The sequence below is a fragment of the Caballeronia zhejiangensis genome, assembly GCF_022879815.1.
Classification (GTDB): Bacteria; Pseudomonadota; Gammaproteobacteria; order Burkholderiales; family Burkholderiaceae; genus Caballeronia; species Caballeronia zhejiangensis.
Genome location: NZ_CP084286.1, coordinates 645,667 through 665,989, shown reverse-complemented (window position 1 = coordinate 665,989; position 20,323 = coordinate 645,667). Strand labels below are relative to the sequence as shown.

The following is a 20,323-nucleotide window of genomic DNA, read 5'->3' as shown; positions in this document are numbered from 1 at the left end:
TATTGAACGATTTAGCATAATGAAAACATCGGGGCTCACCGAACTCGAAGCGGTTCTTTCCGTCGCGCGGCATCGCAGCTTTCGCGCGGCGGCGAATGAACTGAGCGTATCGACGTCCGCGCTGAGTCATGCGATCGCCGCGCTGGAGGCTCGCATCGGCGTGCGGCTCTTCAATCGCACGACCCGAAGCGTGTCGCTTTCCGAGGCCGGCGCGCAATTCGTGCAGAACATCGCGCCCGCGCTTTCGACGATTCGCGACGCGCTCGAACAGGCCGGCAGCTTTCGCGACACGCCATCGGGTACGTTGCGTATCAATACATCGGTGGGCGCGGCGCATCAGGCGATGCCGCTTTTCATCGCGTTCCTGAAGCGCTATCCGGACATGAAGCTCGATATCGTCACCGAAGGCCGGCTCATCGATATCGTCGTCGAAGGTTTCGATGCGGGCATTCGTCTGCTGGAAACCGTACCGCAAGACATGATCGCGGTGCCGTTCGGCGATCGCCAGCGCTTCGCCGTCGTCGGCAGTCCCGCGTACTTCGAACAGCACAAGCCGCCACGCGCGCCTGCCGACCTCGCGACGCATCGCTGCATTCGCAGCCGCATGCCGAGCGGGTCGATCTATCAATGGGAATTCGAGCGGCATGGCGAATCCATACGCATCGATGGCGACGGCGCGCTGACGCTCGACGAACCGGGCATGATGCTGACCGCCGCGCGCGCGGGGATCGGTCTCGCTTACCTGACCGAATGGAATGTCGCCGCGGATCTCGAAGCAGGCGCCCTCGTGCGCGTGCTCGAAGACTGGACGCCGCCGCTCGACGGACTATGCCTCTACTATCCCGGCCGTCGTCATGTGCCGGCGGGCTTGCGCGCATTGACGCACATGATCCGCGAATATGCCGACGCAAATCGAAAGCACCCGGCGCCGAAAAAGAAGCGTCGAAAGGTCAATTCAAAGACTTAACGCCGCCATCAGTTTTGTTTATCGCGGTTTTCGGTGTGAGGCGTTCGATTGTCGCTTGAAAGCGGCATTCCGACACTGTGCCTGCAAGGCTCGCCTCATTTCCGGACGCGACCTTGCATTTCACTTTCGGTATCGGATCAATGGTTAACCCTTTCTTTTCATGCCCTGTCATCGGCGTACGTTCGCACCGGCGGGTAATCGTCGCACTACGCGCGATGCTATCGCTCACCAATCCAACGACAACGATGAGGGTGTATGAGAGTGAGACATCAACTGAAGCCATTGAGCGCGGGCGTGTTGTTCTATGCGGCGGCGATCGCAACGCCGGCGTTAGCGCAAAGCAGCGTCACGCTGTACGGTATCGTCGACGATTCGATCGTCTATCAGAGCAGCCAGACCAATCTCGCAAAGACGAACCCGGGCCGCTCGAACGTCAAGACCGGATCGGGCATCTGGGCCGGTAGCCGCTTCGGTTTGAAGGGCGCCGAAGATCTCGGCGGCGGCAACAAGGCCATCTTCCAGTTGGAATCGGGCTTCGACATCAATAGCGGACAAGCACAGTTCACCAATGCGATGTTCGGCCGTCAGGCATGGGTCGGTCTCACGAATCCGGCGTACGGTACGTTGACGTTGGGTCGTCAATACACCTCGTACTACACGCTGCTCTCGCCGTATAGCCCGACGAACTGGCTGACCGGTTACTTCGGCGCGCATCCGGGCGATCTGGACGGCCTCGACACGATCTATCGCGCGAACAATTCGATCGTCTATACGTCGCCGAAGATGTATGGCTTCACCGTAAGCGGCTCGTACTCGCTTGCAGGCGTGCCTGACAGCGTGTATCAGGGCTCGACGTGGTCGGCTGCGCTGCAATACCAGCAAGGCCCGATCGGCGGCACGGTCGCGTTCTCGCGCATCAACAACGCGGCCAATGGCGGCGGCATCTACAGCAGCAGCTCGACGACGATCAACAGCACGGCAGCGACCGATGGTTCGGGCCAGCCGGGCGTGTCGGCGGTGACGGCCGGTTATCAACGCGCACAAGCGCAACAGCGCTTCGCGGTTGCAGGCGGTTATCAGTTCAACAGCGCGTGGGACATCTCGGCCACGTACACGAACGTTCAATACATCCCGGGCGTGAATTCGCAATTCACCGACGAAGCCGTGTTCAACACGGTCGGCTCGGTGTTGCACTGGAAGGCGACGTCGGCATGGGACTTCGCAGCGGGCTACAGCTATACATGGGCCAGCAAGGCGAACGGCATCAACGACGCCGCGTCGTACCACCAGTTCAATCTCTCGCAGTACTACTCGCTGTCGAAGCGCACGGGACTGTACGCACTGGAAGCGTTCCAGCGTGCGAACGGCAACACGCTGGCGGCGCCCTCGGGCACCGCTACGAACCGTCAGACGGCCGCCAACGCAACGATCGGCGACGGCTTCCAGAGCGCGCCGTCGGCATCGCGCAGCATGTTCGCGGCGGGCGTCGGCATCATCCATCGCTTCTGATCGAACGCGCGTAGCACCACGATCGTTTCATATCGTCCGCACGCTTCGGCGTGCTGGCGACGTTCGTCCGTACGCCATCAAAACGAAGTCTAGGAGATAACTATGAGAGCTCTGGATCCCAAGCGATTAATGGCGCTGATAACCGCCTGCCTCGTGACCGTCGTCGTCACGGCATGCGGAGGCAGTGGCAACAATAGCGGTAGCGGCAACGCCGCGCAAACACCGTTGGCCGTGGTGAAACCTACGGTCGATTGCTCGAAGCTGGCATCGGTCGATTTGAGCGATATCGGCGGCACCGGCAGCACGATCACATCGGCGACGGTCACGGCCGCGACCGTCAACGGCGCCACCGTCAACTTCTGCACGGTCAAAGGCACGCTCGCGCCTTCGAATACGTTCGAGGTCGCACTGCCCGTCGACTCGTGGACACAGCGCTTCGCCGAACTCGGCTGCGGCGGCTTGTGCGGCAATCTGAGCGATCCGACTCAGCAAAGCTCCTTCAGTTTCAGCTATACGTGCCCGCTCGTTCAACAAGGCGGCTTTGTCACGGCAGCGACCGACATGGGTCATTCGGGTCAGGATTCGACATGGTCGACCGATCCGCAAAAGCAGGCCGACTTTGCGTATCGCGGCCAGCACATCACGACGCTCGCCGCGAAGAAGTTGATCAAGGCTTACTACGGACAGGAGCAGAAATACGCTTACTTCGTCGGCTGTTCGGATGGCGGCCGTGAAGCGCTGATGGCCGCGCAACGTTATCCGTCGGATTACAACGGCATCGTCGCGGGCGCGCCGGCTGCGCATTTCCAGATTCAAAACTCGCTCTATCACGGCTGGAACGTCGAATCGAACAGCACGACGGGTACGAGCGCAGGCAAGGCCGTGCTCTATGCCGACAAGGCTCAACTGCTGCACAAGGCAGTCGTGGCTGCATGCGGCGGTCAAGCCAACGTACCCGATGGTCTCCTCGCCGATCCGCGTACCTGTCACTTCGATCCCGCATCGATTCAATGCGCGGCCAATGCATCGAGCACGAGCAACTGTCTGACGGCCGCCGAAGTCGCAACGGCCTCGAAGATCTACAGCGGCCCGACCGATACGAATACCGGCATGCCCATGCTGGGCGGCTCGCCGCAGTTCGGCTCGGAAGCGAACTGGATCGGTGTCGAAGTGCCGACGACGAACTCGACGGACGCAGCCGTGCCCGTCACCAGTCTCTTCAGCTACATGATCGTGACCGGGGCATATAACCTGATCTTCACGGGGTCGCCGTCGATGCCGAATGTCGACACCTTCGGCTATCACGATGCGAGCTTCTATTCGAGCTATCTGCAGGCGAACCATCCGCTCAACGATGCAACGAGCCCCGATCTGTCGGCGTTCAAGAACGCGGGCGGCAAGCTGATCCTGTGGCACGGCTGGGCGGATCAGCACATCTCCCCGCTTTTCACGATCCGCTATTACCAGGCCGTGAAGGACACGATGGGCGAAGCGAGCGCGAACGAGTTCTCGCGTTTGTATGTCGTGCCGGGCGTGGGTCACTGCGGCGGCGGCGAAGGCTTTCCGAACATCGATCTCGTATCGCAGATCACGGGCTGGGTCGAACAAGGCACATCGCCGAATGCGGTGATGACCTATCAGACCGATGCGACGACGAGCAAGGTGACGGCATCGCGTCCGGTGTATCCGTATCCGGCCGTGGCGAAGTTCAGCGGCAGCGGCGACTGGCACGACGGTGCGAACTGGAGCCAAGGTGCGCCGCTGTATAACGACGCTGCGCCGACATGGGCGGGCGCGAGCTTCTATACGTCGTATAGCCCGAAGACGCAGGGCGTGGCTGCACCGTAAGTTGCATCGAGCGCGCCGCTGTCGTTCCATCATTACCGGTGATGCAGCGGCGCGCACTTCCCCCTTGACTCACGCGGGCACAGAGTCAGTTCTGCTGCCACGAGAAGTTCCTGTGCCGTTCTCGCCGAAGCATGGCAATCCAAGCAAGGCAAGCGAAACGATTATCAGCACCCTTGCTGCAGTAGAAACGGCTACGCAGAAAACGATAAACGGCAGAAAAGACCAGTCGAAATGTTGCCGTACACAAGATATTTTTTCTGCTATCGGGTTTACTTCTACGTCGGAACAAAGTAACCTTTCCCCGCTGACTTAATACCGGCAACGCACGCTCAGGGCGCGAACTGCATCGCGCCGCCGTCAGCAATTTTGACGTCATCGAAGTCGTATCGCTGCACATGTTACCGATGACCGACGCGAATTCACCTTCGCGGATCATCGTCATCGAACGCTGGCCCTTCCGCATGCACATCGCTTTTGTGCTCGGCTTTGCTTCAGCGAATCTGCACTGGCTTGGCTTTTTCGGCGCACCGATACGCGTCGTCAATGGCGTTCACCCTGAGCCGGTCATTCGGATTACTAACAAGCTCTTTCAACTATTTCGGATGCGCGACCGATTCTGCGCATCGCCTCGTTGATCGCTCGACCCGGCGCTCAACGTGTGCCCTGATCGTTGCGAAAGCGCGCATCTCCGTTAGTCATACTAAACGCCATGAAGAACAGAATTGCCTCCTTCCTGCCCCGATCCATTGCGGCAACCCTCGCCGCAAGCATGGTGCTTGCCGCCTGCGGTGGCAGCGACAACCCCGCCGACACCGCCGCGGCGAGCACGAGCGCGGCATCGCTGAAGTCGACCGCGAAGGCCGCAAGCGGCAGCGGCTCGATCTTTTACGGCGCGAACGGCCACAACAGCAACGGCGGCGCTTACGACGTCGTGGGCGCGAAGACGCAGTTGTCGCAATTGCAGGATCTCGGCGCAACGATCTATCGCAATGACGTGTACAGCCAGACATCGGCCAACATGGTTGCGAACATCGCGAAGACGATGGAAGAAGGCGGCGTCACCGTGTATCCGGTGATGCTCATGAACCTGAACTACAACAGCGAGAACGACGCCTACAAGGCGGGCTACACGCTCGGCCAGCAGACGGCCAACAGCTACCCCTACAAGTACTACGAGGTCGGCAACGAACTCGAAGCGAAGGCGCTTATCGGCAATGTCGACGGCACCGTCTGGTATCAGTACAACAACTGGTCGTTCATGCTCGCGCGCGGCGTGATCCGCGGGATGATCGCAGGCGTGAAGTCCGTGGACAGCTCCGCGAAGATCGTCCTCGGCGGCACCTGGCTGCACACCGCTTTCTTCCAGATGCTCGCCGACGGTTCGCAACCGGACGGCACCTGGGGTCATCCGGCGGTGAGTTGGGATGTCACGTCGTGGCACTGGTATTCGAGTCAGGGCGACATGACGCACGCATGCGGCGGCACGGGATGTCATGACGTGCTCCAGTTTCTGCACGATATGGGCAAGCCGGTATGGATCAACGAGTTCGGCGTGCGCCCAGACTTCGGCTCGTACAGCCAGATCGCGACATACATGACAGGCAGTCTGATGATGGCGCAGTTCGCGAGCGTCGCGTCGAAGTACAACATCCAGTCGATTCAGGCCTTCGAACTCTACGACGACAGCGAAGGCGATTACGGTCTTATCCAGAGCGACGGACTCACGCAGAAGGCCGCCTACTGGGCATACAAGACCTTCGTGCAGAACCATCCGATGTGATCGGGCCAGCGGTAAGGAACCGAAAGGCGGGCGTGTTCAAGCATCGTCGCGACAGGCCGTTATTGCGGCTTTGCAGTAGCGCATAAAGACGAGGCCAGCGATGCAGATCAACAGTGCGACCACGGCCGCCTATACGAGCGCCGATACGCCTCTTCCCCGCCGCGACGCGCCTGCCGATGACACGACCGACGTCGAGCAGGACGCATCGGCCGACGATGCCGCCGTGCCTCAGCAAACCAACACGCCGTCATCGGTGAAATCGTTCGCTTATGGCGCGCTCGGGCTGGAACGTCCCGAAGTGCAGGCGACCGATACGAATGGCTTCTACACCGCGGGCAAATGGGTTGCAGCAGCGGCGACCATCGGCGGAATCGTGTCCCTGTTCGTCTGATCGCTCGCGGATTAATACCTGGAAATAACTCGCCGGATTGGCGCCTTGCTCCGCATATCGGATGACGGCGCGTCGCGGGAAGATATCGATGCGTGATGTCGACAGACACACCGCCCTTCTTTCCATCGATACGACGCCAAGCCATGCAAGTTCAATTCGGCGGCCCGAGCATGTTCGGCACGCTCATCGCTCGCGCGCTCCTTGCCTTCGGGGCAAGCGCGCTTTCCGGCTGTACGTGGACGCTGATTACGGCCGCCGATGCCGCCGGCTCGCTCGTGCAGGCGGGCATGACGGTCGCGTCGAACTATTCGTCGCCGACATCGGTGACGGGCTCGCCTGCCTCGTTGCAATCCGTATGCATCGAACTGAACCAGAACGTCGCGACAGGCGACTTCGTGCCCTCGCTGCAGGTCGCGTTGCAGCGGCGCGGTGTGATTTCGACGGTCTATAACCCCGGCACGTCGCCGCCCGGTTGCGAGGCGATGTTCGTCTACGCCGCGACGACGAGCTGGAACAAGCGCGCGTTCGGCAGCGAGCCGGTGCCGTATCTGTCGGCGATCGATCTCACGATCGTGCGTCAAGGGCAGATTCTCGTGACGGCGCGCTACGACACCAATGGTCTGAACGTAGACCGTTTCGCGAGCGCGCGGCAGAAGCTCGATGCGCTGGTCGACCGTATGGTGGTCTCGCGCACACAGTGAAGGGCGCTTTCCTTACGGCATCTTTCCGATGCGATTTCACGCGTGAAACCGGTGCTAATCTGCCTGCGCAGTAGTTGTTGACCGATCCCTCTTGCGGCTCGCCATCGTTCTTCTGGCGAGTCGCCTTTTTTTTATCACATGCTCCCGGCGGTCCGCTCGCGCAGCGGATGCCAATAGCACACGCGCAGCCCCGTCTCTGTGTTCTGGAGCACGAAGCGAGCGCCACTGCGCCGCGCGGTTTCGGACACGATCGAAAGGCCGAGGCCGCTGCCCATCGTGCGCGTGCCGGGGATGCGATAGAACGGCTCGAGCACGCGAGTCAGTTCGTCGTCGGGGATGCCTGGTCCCGAGTCTTGCACCTCCAGCAGCAAGTCCTGTCCGCTCACAGTGACGGATACATCCACTCTGCCGCCTTCCGGCGTGTAGCGCACGGCATTGTCGACGAGATTGCGCAACACGACGGCCAGCGCGGGCGCGTCGGCGATCACGTCGACATCGTCGACGCGTTCGAGCCCGAGATCGACATGCTTGTCCTCGGCCATGTTCACCGACTGGATCACGATATCGGTTGCGAGCTCTCGCAGCGATACGACCGATGGCTTCATCGACGATCCATGCTGCGAACGCGCGAGCGCGAGCAACTGTTCGACGAGCCGCGCAGTGCGCCGTATCGCGGCGTGAAACGTGACGAGACGCTCGCGCGCGACGATGGCCGAGTCCGCGGCGCCGAGATGCTCCGCCTGCAACGACAGCGCGGCAAGCGGCGAACGCAACTCGTGCGCGGCATCGGCGATGAAACGGCGCTGCTGGGCCATCGCATCCTTCAGGCGGCCGATGAGCCGGTTGATCGACGTGACGAACGGCAGCAGTTCTGCCGGGATGTCTTCCTCGGACAGCGTGTCGAGCGTTGCATCGTCCTGCGAGTCCACGACACTCGCGAGACGGCGCACCGGCAGGAGCATCCGCCGCACGAGAAAGAAGACCAGCGCGACAATCACGGGCGTCAGGGCGAGCATCGGAAAGAGGGTACGCATTGCGCCGTCGCTGGCGATTTCATCGCGGATCGTGGACAGCTCCGCGACCGCGATCCGGTCTCCGGAATGCAGCGTGCGGACATCGACACGCCAGCGCCTGCCATGCGTTTCGAGGTCATGCAGGCCGTCCTTGAGCGTCGCCGGAACGATGATCGGTGCCGATGCGTTCGCGGCTTCCCATTCAGGCTCCAGGCGCGAGATGACGAGCCGCACGTCCGAATCCTGACTGCCTTGCCACGCGACGGCGGTCGTATCCAGAACCAGCTTTTTCGCATCGATGAGCGCGCCGATCTCGCGCAGATGACCGTCCTGAAGCTTGTTCGCTTCGTGAGACGCGGCGGCAAACGAGGCGACGCCCGCCATTACGCTCAGCGCGGCGACGACGGAGGCAATCCACCAGGTGAGCCGCGAGGTCATCGAGCGGGGTGAGCGGATCTGGTGTGTCTCCATTCGAGGCCTCGTCTATTTTTTTATGTATCGCAGGGTTCTATTTTTTCAGAATGGCGGGCGTGCTTGATTCGTGGCGGGAATGCTAGCACCGCCGCGAAGGAGATTTGATTTTGACAGGCGATACGGGAGCGTGCATATCGCCACGATGACGGCCCGTGCGGGAAAGCGAGGCAGAGAGCCTCGTTCGAAGGACTGGAGCGACGCCGGCGCGGCGAGAAACCGAGCGAGCTTATCTGAGCAACTGCTTCAATTGCGGAATCGGTAAGACATCGGAGCGCGCGGCGAATCGGAAGGCCGCGCTCGAATCCTCCACCACCCTACCCCACCAACTTCGCCCGCAATATCGCCACATCGGCGGCACTCACCGCCAACCCCTGCGCGAGATAGTTACTCAACGTCCCGAACCCGCTGTGCATCTCCTCGAACGCGGCTTCGATCGTCGCGCTTTGCGCCCGATAAAGCGGCGCGACCGCCTGCGCATTCATCCCGGCACGCGCCGCATGCGCTTTCACGCGCGCATCGATCTGCGTCTCTGCCGCCGTGTTCGTCAGCAGATAGTCCTGGATGATCACATCGAGCGGCACATCGGCGATGGCGAGCAGCAGCGCCGCCGCCCAGCCCGTCCGATCCTTGCCCGCCGTGCCGTGGACCACCTGCGCGCCTGAAACACGCGCAAGCCGAGTCAGCAGCGCGCCGAATTGCAAGCGCGCGGCCGGATCGGTCACGAGCTGACGCTGTCGCGCGTTCATCCACGCGGTCGCGGCGGCCGCATCGACGGGCGTCGCGCCGGCTGCGTCGATCGGCGCGATCTCGTGGGTCTCGCGCACCGCGTCCGTCGGCACGCGGTCCGGCGCAAGCGACGCCTCCGCCACCACGCGAAGATCGTGCACCGCGCGCAACGACAAGCGCGCAAGCAACGCCGCGTCCGCATCGCCGGGTGTCAGTGCGCCGGACCGATAGAACACGCCACGACGCAAGCGGCCGCCATCGACGGTCGGATAGCCGTCGCCCACGCCGGCCACATCGCGGAAATTTTCGACCGTCGAGAGCCTCGGCGTTTCCATCACGCTGCGCTCTTCGCTCGCGCCGCCGCACGCCGATAGCAATGCGCCCGCGCCGAAAGTGGTCGAAAGCAATGCGACGCGCGCGCCGCCGCGAATGAAAGCGCGGCGCGACAAAGGCGCCTCACGCGTGGACGAAGCAAGCATCATGTTTGATCAAAGGGAATGACGATACGCACGATCAGCCCGCCGCCCTCGGCATTGGCGATCTCGCAGCGGCCGCGCTGCTCGCGCGCCAGACGTTCGACGATGGTGAGCCCGAGGCCGCAATGCCCGTTGCCGCTGCGCGCGGGATCGAGCCGCACGAAGGGACGCAGCGCTTCGTCCAGGCGCTCGTCGGGAATGCCGGGTCCGTGATCGCGCACTTCGATCAGCCAGTCGCTATCCCGCAGCGCGGTGCGAATCTCGACGGGCGGCTCGCCATGTTCGAGCGCGTTGTCGACGAGATTGGTCATCAGCCGGTCGATGAAAGTGCGCGGCAAGTGAAACGCATCGCCCGCTTCGAGCGACAGCGCGAACAACGGATCGTCGCCATCCTCGGGCGACGCGAACTGCTCGGCGATGAACGCATCGACGCCGGTCGTCGCGCCGTCCGACGACGACCGTCCCGCGAATTCGAGAAACTGCTGCACGATGCGCGTCATCGAATCGATGTCGCGCAGAAAATTCGCGCGCTCGCGTTCGTCCTTCGCGAGCACGCTCGCCCGCAGCGACAGGCGCGTGAGCGGCGCCTTCAGATCGTGCGCGATGCCGGCCAGCATCACGGCGCGATCGTCGTCGGCGTCGGTGAGCTTTTTCATCATCTGATTGAACGCGCCGATGAGCTCGCGCAATTCGCGCGGCCCGTTTTCCTCGACGGGCACCGGCCGCTCGCCGCCGCCGAAGCGTCGCGCGGCCTGCGCGACGCGCGCGAGCGGCCGCTGCAACTGCCATGTCGCAATCAGCGAAAGCACGAGCGCGCCGGCGAGCAGCACGACGCCTTCGGTCATGAAGGGCGCGGGCGGCGGCAGATCGATCGGCGCGACGATCCACACATTGCTCGACGGATAGCGCACCCAGAGCCGCGATTTGTTATGGCCGTCGATATCGATCGCGATCTGCGTTCCGGGCGGCAAACGACTGGCGAGCTGCCGCGCGAGATGCCCGTGACGCGTCTTCGCGGGATCGCGCAGCGTCAGCGGCTCCGGCATGTTCCACACCGGCACGATATGCACGCGCGTCTCGCGCATCAGCCGTCCGCCGAGCGCGACATCGTTGTGCGCCGCTTCCAGCACGATCAGCAGCGCGCGCGCGTAACCATCCGCTTCCTTGTGCGGCCCTTGTACGTGGAGAATCGCGAACCATCCGACCTGCAGCGTGACCAGCACGCCGATCGACACGATCGCCATGCGGCCGAACAGCGAATCGATGAAACCGCGCAGCGTCCGCGCGGACTGCCAGAAACCCGAACGCATCGCGGCTACGCCTCGATCCAGCCGGATGCCGAATCGTCCGCATCGGGAACGAAGACATAGCCTTGCCCGCGCACGGTCTGCACATGACGCGGATGCGACGGATCGTCTTCGATCAGACGGCGCAGACGCCAGATCGGCACATCGAGGCCGCGATCGCGGAAAGGCAGATCGTCGCGATGCACGAGATCGTGGATCAGCACGCGCGACAGCACCTTGTACGGATTCTTGATGAAGACCTTCAGCAGCGCGAACTCGCTGTCGCGCAACGCGATGCGCTCGTCGCCGCGCAACAGCGAACGCGACACGAAATCGACTTCGAAGCGCCCGAAGCGTTCGCGCGGCGCGGGTTCGGGCCGGCTCGGCGCGGCCGTGCGCCGCCGCAGCACCGCTTCGATCCGCGCGAGCAATTCATGCGGATCGAACGGCTTGGCGAGATAGTCGTCCGCACCCGATTGCAGGCCGGCGATTTTTTGCGGAACGCTGTCGCAACCGGTCACGAAGATCACCGGAATGTCTTCGCCCGCCGCGCGCAGATCGCGCAGCGCGCGCAAGCCGTCCGTGACCGGCATCATGATGTCGAGCACGACGATGGACGGACGTTCGAGCTCCAGACGCCGACGCAAACCGGCGCCATCGTGCAGCACGGAAACGTCGATGCCTTGCTCTTGAAAGAAGCGGCGCAGCAGGTCGCGCACCGCGGGATCGTCGTCGACGATAAGAACCGATGTAGCCATCCCAAAATTCTATTCGTACACAAATGCCTTACAGCGCGTCTCGCGCGTCGCGCAACGTTACGGATTCTTACCGGACGCGTCTTTCGCGCGATGAAGCCTCGCAGCACACGCGTTCCATTCCCGCGACAAGCCCCGCGCGTCGGTAAAGCGCCGTCGAAACGCGCGCCGAAACAGGCCGTAACGGAAAGAAATGGAAAGTTCGCAAGCGTCGCGGGGGCCTCGGCGTCGCGCTTAGAATTTGGGCATGACACCACATGTACTGATGGTCGACGACGACCCCGTCGTGCGCGATCACGTCCGCGATTATCTGGAGCAGCACGGCTTCGACGTCTCCGTTCTCGACGACGGGACGGAGTTGCGCCGTCGCGTGCAGGCCGAGCGCCCTTCGATGGTCGTGCTCGACGTGATGATGCCCGGCAAGGACGGCATCAGCGCGCTGCGCGAACTGCGCAATGCGCGCGACGATATCCCCGTGATTCTGCTGACGGCCCGCTCCGACGTGCTCGATCGCGTCATCGGGCTGGAGCTCGGCGCAGACGATTATCTCGGCAAGCCCTTCGATCCGCGCGAGCTTCTGGCGCGCATCCGCTCGATCCTGCGACGCCGCGAGCCCGTGTCGTCCGACACGGCGAGCGCGCCCGAAATTCGCCCGGCCTATCGTTTCGGCCCGTTCGAAATGGACTTCGGCGCGCGCGAGTTGCGCCGCGACGGCGAACGCATCGCGCTGCGCTCCGGCGAATTCGCGCTGCTCAAGACACTCGTGAAGAACGCGATGGTCGTGCTCACGCGCGCGCAGCTCAACGAAAAAATGCGCGGCAACGGCGCGCATCGCGATCGCAGTCTCGATGTCGCGATCTGGCGTCTGCGCCGTCTGCTCGAAATCGATCCGTCCGAACCGCGTTACGTGCAGACGGTGTGGGGCCAAGGCTATATCTTCGTGCCGCACGGCGATCCGACCGCGGCCGGGCGCATCGCGGCGCGCGCGACCCTGTAGCGCGCGCGGCTTCATCGTCAGAAAGTCAGCACGCTCATGAACAGACGTTGCAGCCAGCCCATCGTCGTTGAATCCGCGAGCATGCCGACGCCCGCCTGCTCGATGCGCGCATTCGCCACCTTGTTCGACGCGACGTAATTGCCTGCCTCGATGTCCTTCGGATTGACGATGCCCGAGAAACGCAGCCGGTCCTGATTGCCGCTCATCGCGATGATCTTGTCGCCCGCGACCACGAGATTGCCGCCCGGCAACGTGCCGATGACCGACACCGCGAGCGTGCCGCTCATCGCCGACAGATTGCTCGTGCTGCCATTGCCCTTGAACGACGTATCCGCCGAACCGACGTTGAAAAGACGCGCAAGCCGCGCCGCCGCGCTGCTGGACTTGTCGGCGGCCTCGGCGCTGATGCTGCTCGCGCGGCTCGCCTTGGCATCGGCGGAATTGCTGCCCTGATACGACTCCGCAAGACGGATCGTCAGCACGTCGCCGACCTTCTGCGCGCGCGAAGTCTCGTACAGCGACACCGACGATCCCGCCTGATAGATCGCGCCCAGCGTGTTGACGTTGACCGGTTGCGCGACGGCCGGCGCATAAGTGGGCATCTCGACGATCGAGTGCGAGCCCGACGACGAGCACGCCGCCAGTGCGAGTGCGAACGCCGAGCAGGGCAATGTCGCGAATTTCATGAACAATCCTCTCCTTTGATTCAGGGCGCGTCGTGCACCGCGGCAAGACGCCACCGGTCGGTCGTATCGCGCAGCCACGCTTCGTACGCCTTCAGCCGATAAATCACGCGCGCCGAGGCCGCCGCGCCGTTCGCTTCCAGCGTGATCGAGCTGGTCGCGTTCTCCCAGGTGCGCGTCTGATAACCGTTCGCGCGCTCGACGCGGCTTCGGCCGAACTTCGACGACAGACCTTCGGCGAAGTCGTCGGCGACGCGCGCATCGATCACGAACGACATGCGATACAGCCGCGGCGACGGATCGCCCGGCATCGCCAGGAAGCGCAATACGTGATCGCGGGCGAGCGTGCCATCGACGACGGCCGCCGATTCCCTCCAGCCGCCTTGCGTGCGATGCGCCCACTTGCAGGCGATCGACAGGCTGTGCGTATCGCGCAGCACCATGCCGAGCGATGCCGCGTCGATATCCGTGTCGCATACGGCGACGCTGCCGGGCGGCGTCGCGCGCGCGGGCTCGTCGCGCCGGAATGCATCGAGCGCGATGCCGAGCTGCAGGCCGCGGAAGTCGAAAGGCTTCTGCGCCGCGGCGAATGCCGGCATCGCCATGCAAACGAAAAACGCGCAACGAAGAATCGTTCGCTTCATATCAGTCGATGGCAGTAGCGCAGGCGTCGAAAGGCGTGGACGCGGCATGACCCACGACCGGCACGACCTTCAGCAACGCCGATGTCGCGCGGCACGGCAACGCGGCGAGCGCGCAGCCGTCGAGCACGAACGGGCACGCCGCAAGCGCCGCGCACGCAAGGGCAAGACGAAAAGACCTCCGCATGATTTACGCAGTCGTATCGACGTGATTGCCGAGATGCGCCGGATTGCTCGCGGGCGTCTTCGCCGCGGGCGTGCCGGTTTCGACGGTCGGCGTTTCGGTGCCGCGCTTGATCGGCAGCGTGTGCGACGTCGCTTGCGTCGTATGTTGAGTGGCAGGGCTGGTGACGTTCATGCTGCTCCTTTTCGGATAAGGGACGTTGCGGATTGCAACGGGAGCAATCTTCGTCGAGCGCGCGATGCCACGATCACACAAGCAAAACGTCGTTTCCCCGAGTGCTTACGAGCCATTAGCAGCGATTACGCAGGCGTTACCAGTTCTTTCCTCGCGTGCGAATCTGCATGTTGCGGCGCAGCGCGCGGTGCGAGATGGTATGACTGTTTCGGTAGTAAAAGCGGGTTAACGTGAATTAAAACTGGCCGAATACCTTCATATAGTCAATCTATCTCGGCGCCGTTGCCTCGCTCGTCTCAAAACCCAAATACCGGAATGGCATCGGGATGAATAGAACAACGAATTAACAGGTTATTCCATAATCATTCGAACAAGCACGGATACATAGCCAACGGATGGAGGAACCACTGACATGAAACGCCGCACCGTGTTAGTTGCGATGGCCGCCGCGCCACTCGGCGCAATGCTCCCGCTTTCCGCGTTCGCGCAGAAGCCCATCGTCCTCGGGTTCGCGCAGGTGGGCGCCGAAAGCGAATGGCGCACCGCCAACACCGAGTCGATCAAGTCGAGCGCGAAGGAAGCCGGCATCGACCTGAAGTTCTCCGACGCGCAGCAGAAGCAGGAGAATCAGATCAAGGCAATCCGCTCGTACATCGCGCAAAAGGTCGATGTGATCGCGTTCTCGCCCGTCGTGGAGACTGGCTGGGAGACCGTGCTCGTCGAAGCAAAGAACGCGAAGATTCCCGTCGTGCTAACGGACCGCGCGATCAGCAGCAAGGACGACTCGCTCTATGTCACGTTCATCGGCTCGGACTTCACCGAGGAAGGCCGCAAGGCGGGCCGCTGGCTCGTCGAGAAGGAGAAAGGCAATCCGGGGCCGATCAATATCGTCGAATTGCAGGGAACGGTGGGCTCCGCGCCCGCGATCGATCGCAAGAAGGGCTTCGAGGAAATCATCAAATCCGATCCGAAGTTCAAGATCATTCGCTCGCAGACCGGCGACTTCACGCGCGCGAAGGGCAAGGAAGTGATGGAGGCATTTCTCAAGGCCGAAGGCAAGAAGATCAACGTGCTTTACGCACACAACGACGACATGGCGATCGGCGCGATTCAGGCGATCGAGGAAGCGGGCATGAAGCCGGGCAAGGACATCATCATCATTTCCGTCGATGGCGTGAAGGGCGCGTTCGAAGCGATGATGGCGGGCAAGCTCAACGTATCCGTGGAATGCAGCCCGCTGCTCGGGCCGCAGCTGATGTCCGTGGTGAAGGACATCAAGGCGGGCAAGTCGGTGCCCAAGCGGATCGTTACGCAGGAAAGCATCTTCCCGATGGAGGTCGCGGCGAAGGAATTCCCCAACCGCAAATACTGACCGCCGATGACATCGCCAGTACTGGAGTTGCGCGGCATCGACAAGCGCTTCGCCGGCGTTCATGCGCTGCAGGACGTGAACCTTGCGCTCTATCCGGGCGAGGTTCACGCGCTCATGGGGCAGAACGGCGCGGGCAAGTCGACGCTCATAAAAGTGCTGACCGGCGTCGTGAGTCTCGACGCCGGCGAGATTCTGCTCGAGGGCCGCGCGATCCATCCCGATTCGCCGCTTGACGCGCAGAAGCTCGGCATCAGCACGGTCTATCAGGAAGTGAATCTGTGCCCGAACCTGTCGGTGGCGGAGAACATCTTCGCAGGCTATTTTCCGCGGCGCGGCGCGCTGCATGGCTATCGCATCGACTGGGATAAGACGCACGGGCAAGCGCGTGAGCTGCTTGCGCGCATCGGTCTCGATATCGACGTGACGCGTGTGCTGACGAGCTATTCGGTCGCCGTGCAGCAGATGGTCGCGATCGCGCGCGCGCTCAAGCTATCGTCCAAAGTGCTGATTCTCGACGAGCCGACCTCCAGCCTCGACGACGACGAAGTGCGCCGCCTCTTCGATGTACTGCGCCGCTTGCGCGAACAAGGGCTCGCGATTCTCTTCGTCACGCACTTTCTGAATCAGGTCTATGCGATCTCGGATCGCATCACGGTATTGCGCAACAGCCGGCGCGTCGGTGAATGGCCGACGAGCGAACTGGGCGCGCAGGCGCTCATCGCGGCGATGCTCGGCCGTGAGCTTGCCGCCGCGCAGGCGCGTCAGTCGCCGCCCGACGACATCGAAACGGCCACGCAGGAAACGGCGTTGCTCGATGCCACGCGACTCGGCCAGAAAGGCCAGCTTCAACCGCTCGATCTGCGCGTGCGCGCGGGCGAAGTGGTGGGCGTCGCGGGCCTGCTCGGTTCGGGGCGCACCGAACTCGCGAAGCTGCTCTTCGGCCTCGAAAAGCCCGACGAAGGCGAACTGCGCATCGATGGCATGCCGGTCTCCTTCACGACGCCCGCGCAGGCGATCCGTCACGGCATCGCGTTCTGTCCGGAAGAGCGCAAAGCGGACGGCATCGTCGCGGAGCTGTCGCTGCGCGAGAACATCGCGCTGGCGTTGCAGGCACGCATGGGCGCGCGGCGCTGCCTCACGCGCGCCGAACAGAACGCGCTCGCCGAACGCTTCGTGCGCGCGCTCGGCATCAAGGCCGCGACGCTCGACATGCCTATCGGTCTCTTGTCCGGCGGCAATCAGCAGAAGGCGCTCATCGCGCGGTGGCTCGCGACCGAGCCGCGCCTTCTGATTCTCGACGAGCCGACGCGCGGCATCGACGTCGCCGCGAAGCAGGAAATCATGGACGAAATACTCCGGCTCGCATCGACGGGCATGGCCGTGCTGTTCATTTCTTCGGAGATATCGGAGGTGGTGCGTATCGCGAATCGCATCGTCGTGTTGCGCGACCGGCGCAAGGTCGGCGAGTTGCCCGCCGGAACCAGCGAAGATACGGTATGCGAAATGATCGGAGCCGAACATGGATGACACCGCGCGCCGCATGACGCTTCGTTCGATGATGGAACATCGGCTCGGCTGGCCGATCGTCACGCTCGTGCTGCTGCTCGCGCTGAACGCTGCGTTCAATCCGGGCTTTCTGCATGTCGAGTGGCGCAACGGTCACGTCTACGGCAGTCTCGTCGATATCCTCAATCGCGCCGCGCCGCTCGCGGTCGTCGCGCTCGGCATGACTATCGTGATCGCCACGCGCGGCATCGATATCTCCGTCGGCGCGGTCGTCGCCATCGCGGGAGCGGTCGCCGCGTGGGCGATCGGCGGATCGATCGCGGGCAACGTCACGCGCTTCCCGTTGCCTGTCGTGATCGTGGCGGCGCTCGGCGTCGCGTTGCTGTGCGGCTTGTGGAACGGCCTGCTCGTCGCGCGCGCGGGCATGCAGCCGATCATCGCGACGCTCATCCTGATGGTCGCGGGACGCGGCATCGCGCAGCTCATCACGAACGGTCAGATCATCACGATCTACTACACGCCCTACTTCTTCTTCGGCGGCGGCTATCTGCTCGGATTGCCGACATCGATATGGATCGTCGCGCTCGTGTTCGTGCTGCTGTATCTTGCGATCACGCGCACGGCGCTCGGCCTCTTCCTGCAGGCGATCGGCATCAATCCGACCGCCGCGCGCGTCGCGGGCGTGCAGGCGAAACGGCTCACGCTCGGCGCGTATGCATTCAGCGGTTTGTGCGCGGGCGTGGCGGGCATTCTCATCAGCTCGAACGTCAAGAGCGCCGACGGCAACAACGCGGGCCTCTTGCTCGAACTCGATGCGATCCTCGCCGTCACGCTCGGCGGCACCGCGCTCACGGGCGGTCGCTTTACGCTCGCGGGCAGCGTGATCGGCGCGCTCATCATCCAGACGCTCACGTATCTGATCTATTCGCTCGGCGTGCCTCCGGAGGTGAATCTCGTGGTGAAAGCCATCGTCGTGTTCGCGGTGATGATGCTGCAATCGGGCGAGTTCCGCGCGACGGTCGTGAAGTTCGCGCGCCGCCCTGCTATTGGCCGCAGCGAGGTGCGCCGATGAGTTCGCCCTTGCCCAAGCCGCCGGGCGTCACGCTTGCGCATCCTCGCGACGCCGCTGCACCGAAGCGCAGCTTCTCGACGAGCCGCTATCTGCCGCTCGCCGCGACAATCACGCTGTTCATCGCGATCTCGGTACTCGGCTCGGTGATGTACACCGGCTTCTTCTCGCCGCAGGTCTTTCTCAATCTGCTGATCGACAATGCGTTTCTGATCGTCGTCGCGGTAGGCGAGACCTTTGTGATTCTGTCGGGCGGCATCGACCTTTCGGTGGGATCGGTGATTGCGCTGACGACGATGGTATCCGCCGCGCTCGTCGAAAAAGCGGGCTGGCATCCGCTCGTCGTGATCCCGCTCGTGCTCGCGATGGGCACCGCATTCGGCACGCTCATGGGCTGGCTCATCGCGCGCTTTCGCCTGCAGCCGTTCATCGTCACGCTGGCGGGCATGTTCCTCGCGCGCGGGCTGTGCTATCTCATCAGCATCGATTCGATCAGCATCACCGATCCGTGGTATGCGGCCGTATCGCAGATTCGCATACCGGTCATGAGCGGCGCGTCGCTCTCGCTCGGTGCGGTGATCGCGCTAGTCGTGCTCGCGGCCGCCGTGTTCATCGCGCATTACACGCCGTTCGGCCGCACCATTTATGCGGTCGGCGGCAATCCGCATTCGGCGCTTCTGATGGGCTTGCCGGTGAACGCCGCGACCATCGGTGCGTACGCGCTATCGGGCTTCTGCTCCGCGCTCGGCGGCGTGCTGTTCACGTTCTACATGCTCTCGGGATACGGCCTGCACGCGATGGGTCTCGAACTCGATGCGATCGCCTCGGTCGTCATCGGCGGAACGCTCTTGACGGGCGGCGTCGGCTATGTGATCGGCACGCTGTTCGGCGTGCTTCTTCTCGGCATCATTCAGACGCTGATCTCGTTCGACGGCTCGCTCAGTTCATGGTGGACGAAGATCGCGGTCGGCGCATTGCTGCTCGTGTTCTGTCTGTCGCAGCGCGCGTTCGGCGATCGCTCCGCGGCGAAGCGCTGACGACGCCATGGACTATCGTCATCCACAACCTCGCAAGAGCATGCACGCGCGCATCGTGCAGGAGCTCGGCATCGACATCGTGAGCGGCAAGCTCAGTCCCGGCGATCGCCTGCCCGCCGAAGCGAAGCTGTGCGAAGCCTACGGCGTGAGCCGGCCCGTGCTGCGCGAAGCGACGCGCGTGCTGGTCGCGAAAGGGCTCGTGCTGTCGAAGCCGCGTCTTGGCAGCGTCGTGCGTCCGCGCGATGAATGGCACACGCTCGATCCCGATGTCCTCTTCTGGACGATCACCAGCGTGCATGAAGGCGCGTTCTTTCAGTCGCTGCTCGTGGTGCGCAGGATCGTCGAACCGGCGGCGGCCGCGCTCGCCGCATCGAATGCGACAGAGGAAGATGTCACGCGCATCCGCGATGCGTACGAGCGCATGTCGCATGCGCCGACGCCCGAGGCACTGCTTACGCCCGATCTGGAGTTTCATCGCGCGATCATGACGGCGACGCACAACGACATGCTGATGTATATCGGGCACATGTTATCGCTCGCGCTGTCGGAGTCGATCAAGCTGACGAGCCGTCATCCGGATACGCACGCGCTGTCCTTGCCGCGCCACAAGGCAATACTCACCGCGATCGCGAATCGCGATCCGCTCGGCGCGCGTCACGCGAGTCTCGTGCAACTCGACAATGCGCTCGCCGATGCCCAAAGCGTGTTGACGGCGGTTTATCAGGAGTAAGGCT

General features: G+C 63.1%; 21 protein-coding genes. 13 read left to right on the top strand and 8 right to left on the bottom strand.

Features of this window, described 5'->3' with window-relative positions:
• Positions 1-19 precede the first annotated feature (19 nt).
• The 7 genes from LDZ23_RS29190 (at position 20) to LDZ23_RS29160 (ending at position 7,196) form a co-directional block, all read left to right on the top strand.
• Positions 20-967, top strand: coding sequence for a LysR family transcriptional regulator (locus tag LDZ23_RS29190; protein WP_008346397.1), 948 nt, complete (start codon positions 20-22; stop codon positions 965-967).
• A 255-nt stretch (positions 968-1,222) separates the two neighbouring features.
• Positions 1,223-2,476: a porin gene (locus tag LDZ23_RS29185; RefSeq protein ID WP_051996387.1), complete on the top strand. Its 1,254-nt coding sequence runs from the start codon at positions 1,223-1,225 to the stop codon at positions 2,474-2,476.
• 102 nt (positions 2,477-2,578) lie between these two features.
• Positions 2,579-4,324 (top strand): tannase/feruloyl esterase family alpha/beta hydrolase, encoded by a 1,746-nt coding sequence (locus LDZ23_RS29180; protein ID WP_144403633.1) that lies wholly within the window; start codon positions 2,579-2,581, stop codon positions 4,322-4,324.
• Between the two features lie 404 nt (positions 4,325-4,728).
• Positions 4,729-4,959, top strand: coding sequence for a hypothetical protein (locus LDZ23_RS29175; protein ID WP_033536011.1), 231 nt, complete (start codon positions 4,729-4,731; stop codon positions 4,957-4,959).
• Positions 4,960-5,093: 134 nt separating this feature from the next.
• Entirely contained in the window at positions 5,094-6,104 is a 1,011-nt protein-coding gene (locus tag LDZ23_RS29170) for a hypothetical protein (protein ID WP_008346388.1), read from the top strand.
• Positions 6,105-6,204: 100 nt separating this feature from the next.
• On the top strand, positions 6,205-6,495 hold the full coding sequence (locus tag LDZ23_RS29165) for a hypothetical protein (protein WP_008346386.1): 291 nt from the start codon (positions 6,205-6,207) through the stop codon (positions 6,493-6,495).
• 143 nt (positions 6,496-6,638) lie between these two features.
• Positions 6,639-7,196 carry a hypothetical protein gene (locus LDZ23_RS29160; protein ID WP_008346383.1) on the top strand — a complete coding sequence of 186 codons (558 nt, stop codon included), beginning with the start codon at positions 6,639-6,641 and terminating at the stop codon, positions 7,194-7,196.
• A gap of 134 nt (positions 7,197-7,330) precedes the next feature.
• Here the strand turns inward: LDZ23_RS29160 and LDZ23_RS29155 are convergent, their stop codons facing one another.
• The 4 genes from LDZ23_RS29155 to LDZ23_RS29140 all read right to left on the bottom strand — a co-directional run bounded on the left by LDZ23_RS29155 (position 7,331) and on the right by LDZ23_RS29140 (position 11,929).
• Complete coding sequence (locus LDZ23_RS29155) at positions 7,331-8,680, bottom strand: ATP-binding protein (RefSeq protein ID WP_033536013.1); 1,350 nt, start codon at positions 8,678-8,680, stop codon at positions 7,331-7,333.
• Positions 8,681-8,997: 317 nt separating this feature from the next.
• The gene (locus LDZ23_RS29150; protein ID WP_034470139.1) at positions 8,998-9,891 is read right to left on the bottom strand and encodes a tyrosine-protein phosphatase; all 894 of its coding nucleotides are present in this window, start codon (positions 9,889-9,891) and stop codon (positions 8,998-9,000) included.
• Complete coding sequence (locus tag LDZ23_RS29145; RefSeq protein ID WP_033536043.1) at positions 9,888-11,162, bottom strand: ATP-binding protein; 1,275 nt, start codon at positions 11,160-11,162, stop codon at positions 9,888-9,890. The genes LDZ23_RS29150 and LDZ23_RS29145 overlap by 4 nt, the downstream gene beginning before the upstream one ends.
• A gap of 38 nt (positions 11,163-11,200) precedes the next feature.
• Positions 11,201-11,929 carry a response regulator gene (locus LDZ23_RS29140; RefSeq protein ID WP_008346377.1) on the bottom strand — a complete coding sequence of 243 codons (729 nt, stop codon included), beginning with the start codon at positions 11,927-11,929 and terminating at the stop codon, positions 11,201-11,203.
• A gap of 244 nt (positions 11,930-12,173) precedes the next feature.
• Between LDZ23_RS29140 and LDZ23_RS29135 the strand changes: the two genes are divergently transcribed.
• A complete protein-coding gene (locus LDZ23_RS29135; protein ID WP_033536014.1) occupies positions 12,174-12,923 on the top strand; it encodes a response regulator in 750 nt (249 codons plus the stop codon).
• Between the two features lie 17 nt (positions 12,924-12,940).
• On the opposite strand, the gene LDZ23_RS29130 is transcribed toward LDZ23_RS29135, so the two are convergent.
• From LDZ23_RS29130 to LDZ23_RS29115, 4 genes are read right to left on the bottom strand one after another with little or no spacing between them, the layout of a single operon-like run.
• Positions 12,941-13,609, bottom strand: a complete 669-nt coding sequence (locus tag LDZ23_RS29130) for a flagellar basal body L-ring protein FlgH (protein ID WP_008346373.1) — start codon at positions 13,607-13,609, stop codon at positions 12,941-12,943.
• A gap of 20 nt (positions 13,610-13,629) precedes the next feature.
• On the bottom strand, positions 13,630-14,205 hold the full coding sequence (locus tag LDZ23_RS29125) for a hypothetical protein (protein ID WP_235366186.1): 576 nt from the start codon (positions 14,203-14,205) through the stop codon (positions 13,630-13,632).
• Positions 14,206-14,251: 46 nt separating this feature from the next.
• Positions 14,252-14,434 carry a DUF6726 family protein gene (locus tag LDZ23_RS29120; RefSeq protein WP_033536015.1) on the bottom strand — a complete coding sequence of 61 codons (183 nt, stop codon included), beginning with the start codon at positions 14,432-14,434 and terminating at the stop codon, positions 14,252-14,254.
• Between the two features lie 3 nt (positions 14,435-14,437).
• Positions 14,438-14,605, bottom strand: a complete 168-nt coding sequence (locus LDZ23_RS29115; RefSeq protein ID WP_160172871.1) for a hypothetical protein — start codon at positions 14,603-14,605, stop codon at positions 14,438-14,440.
• A gap of 412 nt (positions 14,606-15,017) precedes the next feature.
• On the opposite strand from LDZ23_RS29115, the gene LDZ23_RS29110 reads away from it, so the two are divergent.
• Genes LDZ23_RS29110 through LDZ23_RS29090 form a run of 5 tightly spaced genes read left to right on the top strand, consistent with a single transcriptional unit; the run spans position 15,018 to position 20,319 of the window.
• Positions 15,018-15,977, top strand: a complete 960-nt coding sequence (locus LDZ23_RS29110) for an ABC transporter substrate-binding protein (protein WP_008346369.1) — start codon at positions 15,018-15,020, stop codon at positions 15,975-15,977.
• A 6-nt stretch (positions 15,978-15,983) separates the two neighbouring features.
• Positions 15,984-17,504 carry a sugar ABC transporter ATP-binding protein gene (locus LDZ23_RS29105; RefSeq protein WP_034470137.1) on the top strand — a complete coding sequence of 507 codons (1,521 nt, stop codon included), beginning with the start codon at positions 15,984-15,986 and terminating at the stop codon, positions 17,502-17,504.
• Positions 17,497-18,555, top strand: coding sequence for an ABC transporter permease (locus tag LDZ23_RS29100; protein WP_008346365.1), 1,059 nt, complete (start codon positions 17,497-17,499; stop codon positions 18,553-18,555). Before LDZ23_RS29105 ends, LDZ23_RS29100 begins: the two co-directional genes overlap by 8 nt.
• Positions 18,552-19,589, top strand: a complete 1,038-nt coding sequence (yjfF, locus tag LDZ23_RS29095) for a galactofuranose ABC transporter, permease protein YjfF (RefSeq protein ID WP_008346364.1) — start codon at positions 18,552-18,554, stop codon at positions 19,587-19,589. Before LDZ23_RS29100 ends, yjfF begins: the two co-directional genes overlap by 4 nt.
• A 7-nt stretch (positions 19,590-19,596) precedes the next feature.
• Positions 19,597-20,319 (top strand): FadR/GntR family transcriptional regulator, encoded by a 723-nt coding sequence (locus tag LDZ23_RS29090; RefSeq protein ID WP_033536016.1) that lies wholly within the window; start codon positions 19,597-19,599, stop codon positions 20,317-20,319.
• Positions 20,320-20,323 lie beyond the last annotated feature (4 nt).

What these genes read in the sequence shown, in the direction of transcription:
- LDZ23_RS29140 (WP_008346377.1), bottom strand. Translation starts at nt 11,929, where the DNA reads ATGGCTACATCGGTTCTTATCGTCGACGACGATCCCGCGGTGCGCGAC.
- LDZ23_RS29175 (WP_033536011.1), top strand. Translation starts at nt 4,729, where the DNA reads ATGACCGACGCGAATTCACCTTCGCGGATCATCGTCATCGAACGCTGG.
- LDZ23_RS29090 (WP_033536016.1), top strand. Translation starts at nt 19,597, where the DNA reads ATGGACTATCGTCATCCACAACCTCGCAAGAGCATGCACGCGCGCATC.
- LDZ23_RS29165 (WP_008346386.1), top strand. Translation starts at nt 6,205, where the DNA reads ATGCAGATCAACAGTGCGACCACGGCCGCCTATACGAGCGCCGATACG.
- LDZ23_RS29135 (WP_033536014.1), top strand. Translation starts at nt 12,174, where the DNA reads ATGACACCACATGTACTGATGGTCGACGACGACCCCGTCGTGCGCGAT.
- LDZ23_RS29190 (WP_008346397.1), top strand. Translation starts at nt 20, where the DNA reads ATGAAAACATCGGGGCTCACCGAACTCGAAGCGGTTCTTTCCGTCGCG.
- LDZ23_RS29110 (WP_008346369.1), top strand. Translation starts at nt 15,018, where the DNA reads ATGAAACGCCGCACCGTGTTAGTTGCGATGGCCGCCGCGCCACTCGGC.
- LDZ23_RS29100 (WP_008346365.1), top strand. Translation starts at nt 17,497, where the DNA reads ATGGATGACACCGCGCGCCGCATGACGCTTCGTTCGATGATGGAACAT.
- yjfF (WP_008346364.1), top strand. Translation starts at nt 18,552, where the DNA reads ATGAGTTCGCCCTTGCCCAAGCCGCCGGGCGTCACGCTTGCGCATCCT.
- LDZ23_RS29170 (WP_008346388.1), top strand. Translation starts at nt 5,094, where the DNA reads ATGGTGCTTGCCGCCTGCGGTGGCAGCGACAACCCCGCCGACACCGCC.
- LDZ23_RS29130 (WP_008346373.1), bottom strand. Translation starts at nt 13,609, where the DNA reads ATGAAATTCGCGACATTGCCCTGCTCGGCGTTCGCACTCGCACTGGCG.
- LDZ23_RS29185 (WP_051996387.1), top strand. Translation starts at nt 1,223, where the DNA reads ATGAGAGTGAGACATCAACTGAAGCCATTGAGCGCGGGCGTGTTGTTC.
- LDZ23_RS29150 (WP_034470139.1), bottom strand. Translation starts at nt 9,891, where the DNA reads ATGATGCTTGCTTCGTCCACGCGTGAGGCGCCTTTGTCGCGCCGCGCT.
- LDZ23_RS29180 (WP_144403633.1), top strand. Translation starts at nt 2,579, where the DNA reads ATGAGAGCTCTGGATCCCAAGCGATTAATGGCGCTGATAACCGCCTGC.
- LDZ23_RS29155 (WP_033536013.1), bottom strand. Translation starts at nt 8,680, where the DNA reads ATGGAGACACACCAGATCCGCTCACCCCGCTCGATGACCTCGCGGCTC.
- LDZ23_RS29105 (WP_034470137.1), top strand. Translation starts at nt 15,984, where the DNA reads ATGACATCGCCAGTACTGGAGTTGCGCGGCATCGACAAGCGCTTCGCC.
- LDZ23_RS29115 (WP_160172871.1), bottom strand. Translation starts at nt 14,605, where the DNA reads ATGAACGTCACCAGCCCTGCCACTCAACATACGACGCAAGCGACGTCG.
- LDZ23_RS29120 (WP_033536015.1), bottom strand. Translation starts at nt 14,434, where the DNA reads ATGCGGAGGTCTTTTCGTCTTGCCCTTGCGTGCGCGGCGCTTGCGGCG.
- LDZ23_RS29160 (WP_008346383.1), top strand. Translation starts at nt 6,639, where the DNA reads ATGCAAGTTCAATTCGGCGGCCCGAGCATGTTCGGCACGCTCATCGCT.
- LDZ23_RS29125 (WP_235366186.1), bottom strand. Translation starts at nt 14,205, where the DNA reads ATGCCGGCATTCGCCGCGGCGCAGAAGCCTTTCGACTTCCGCGGCCTG.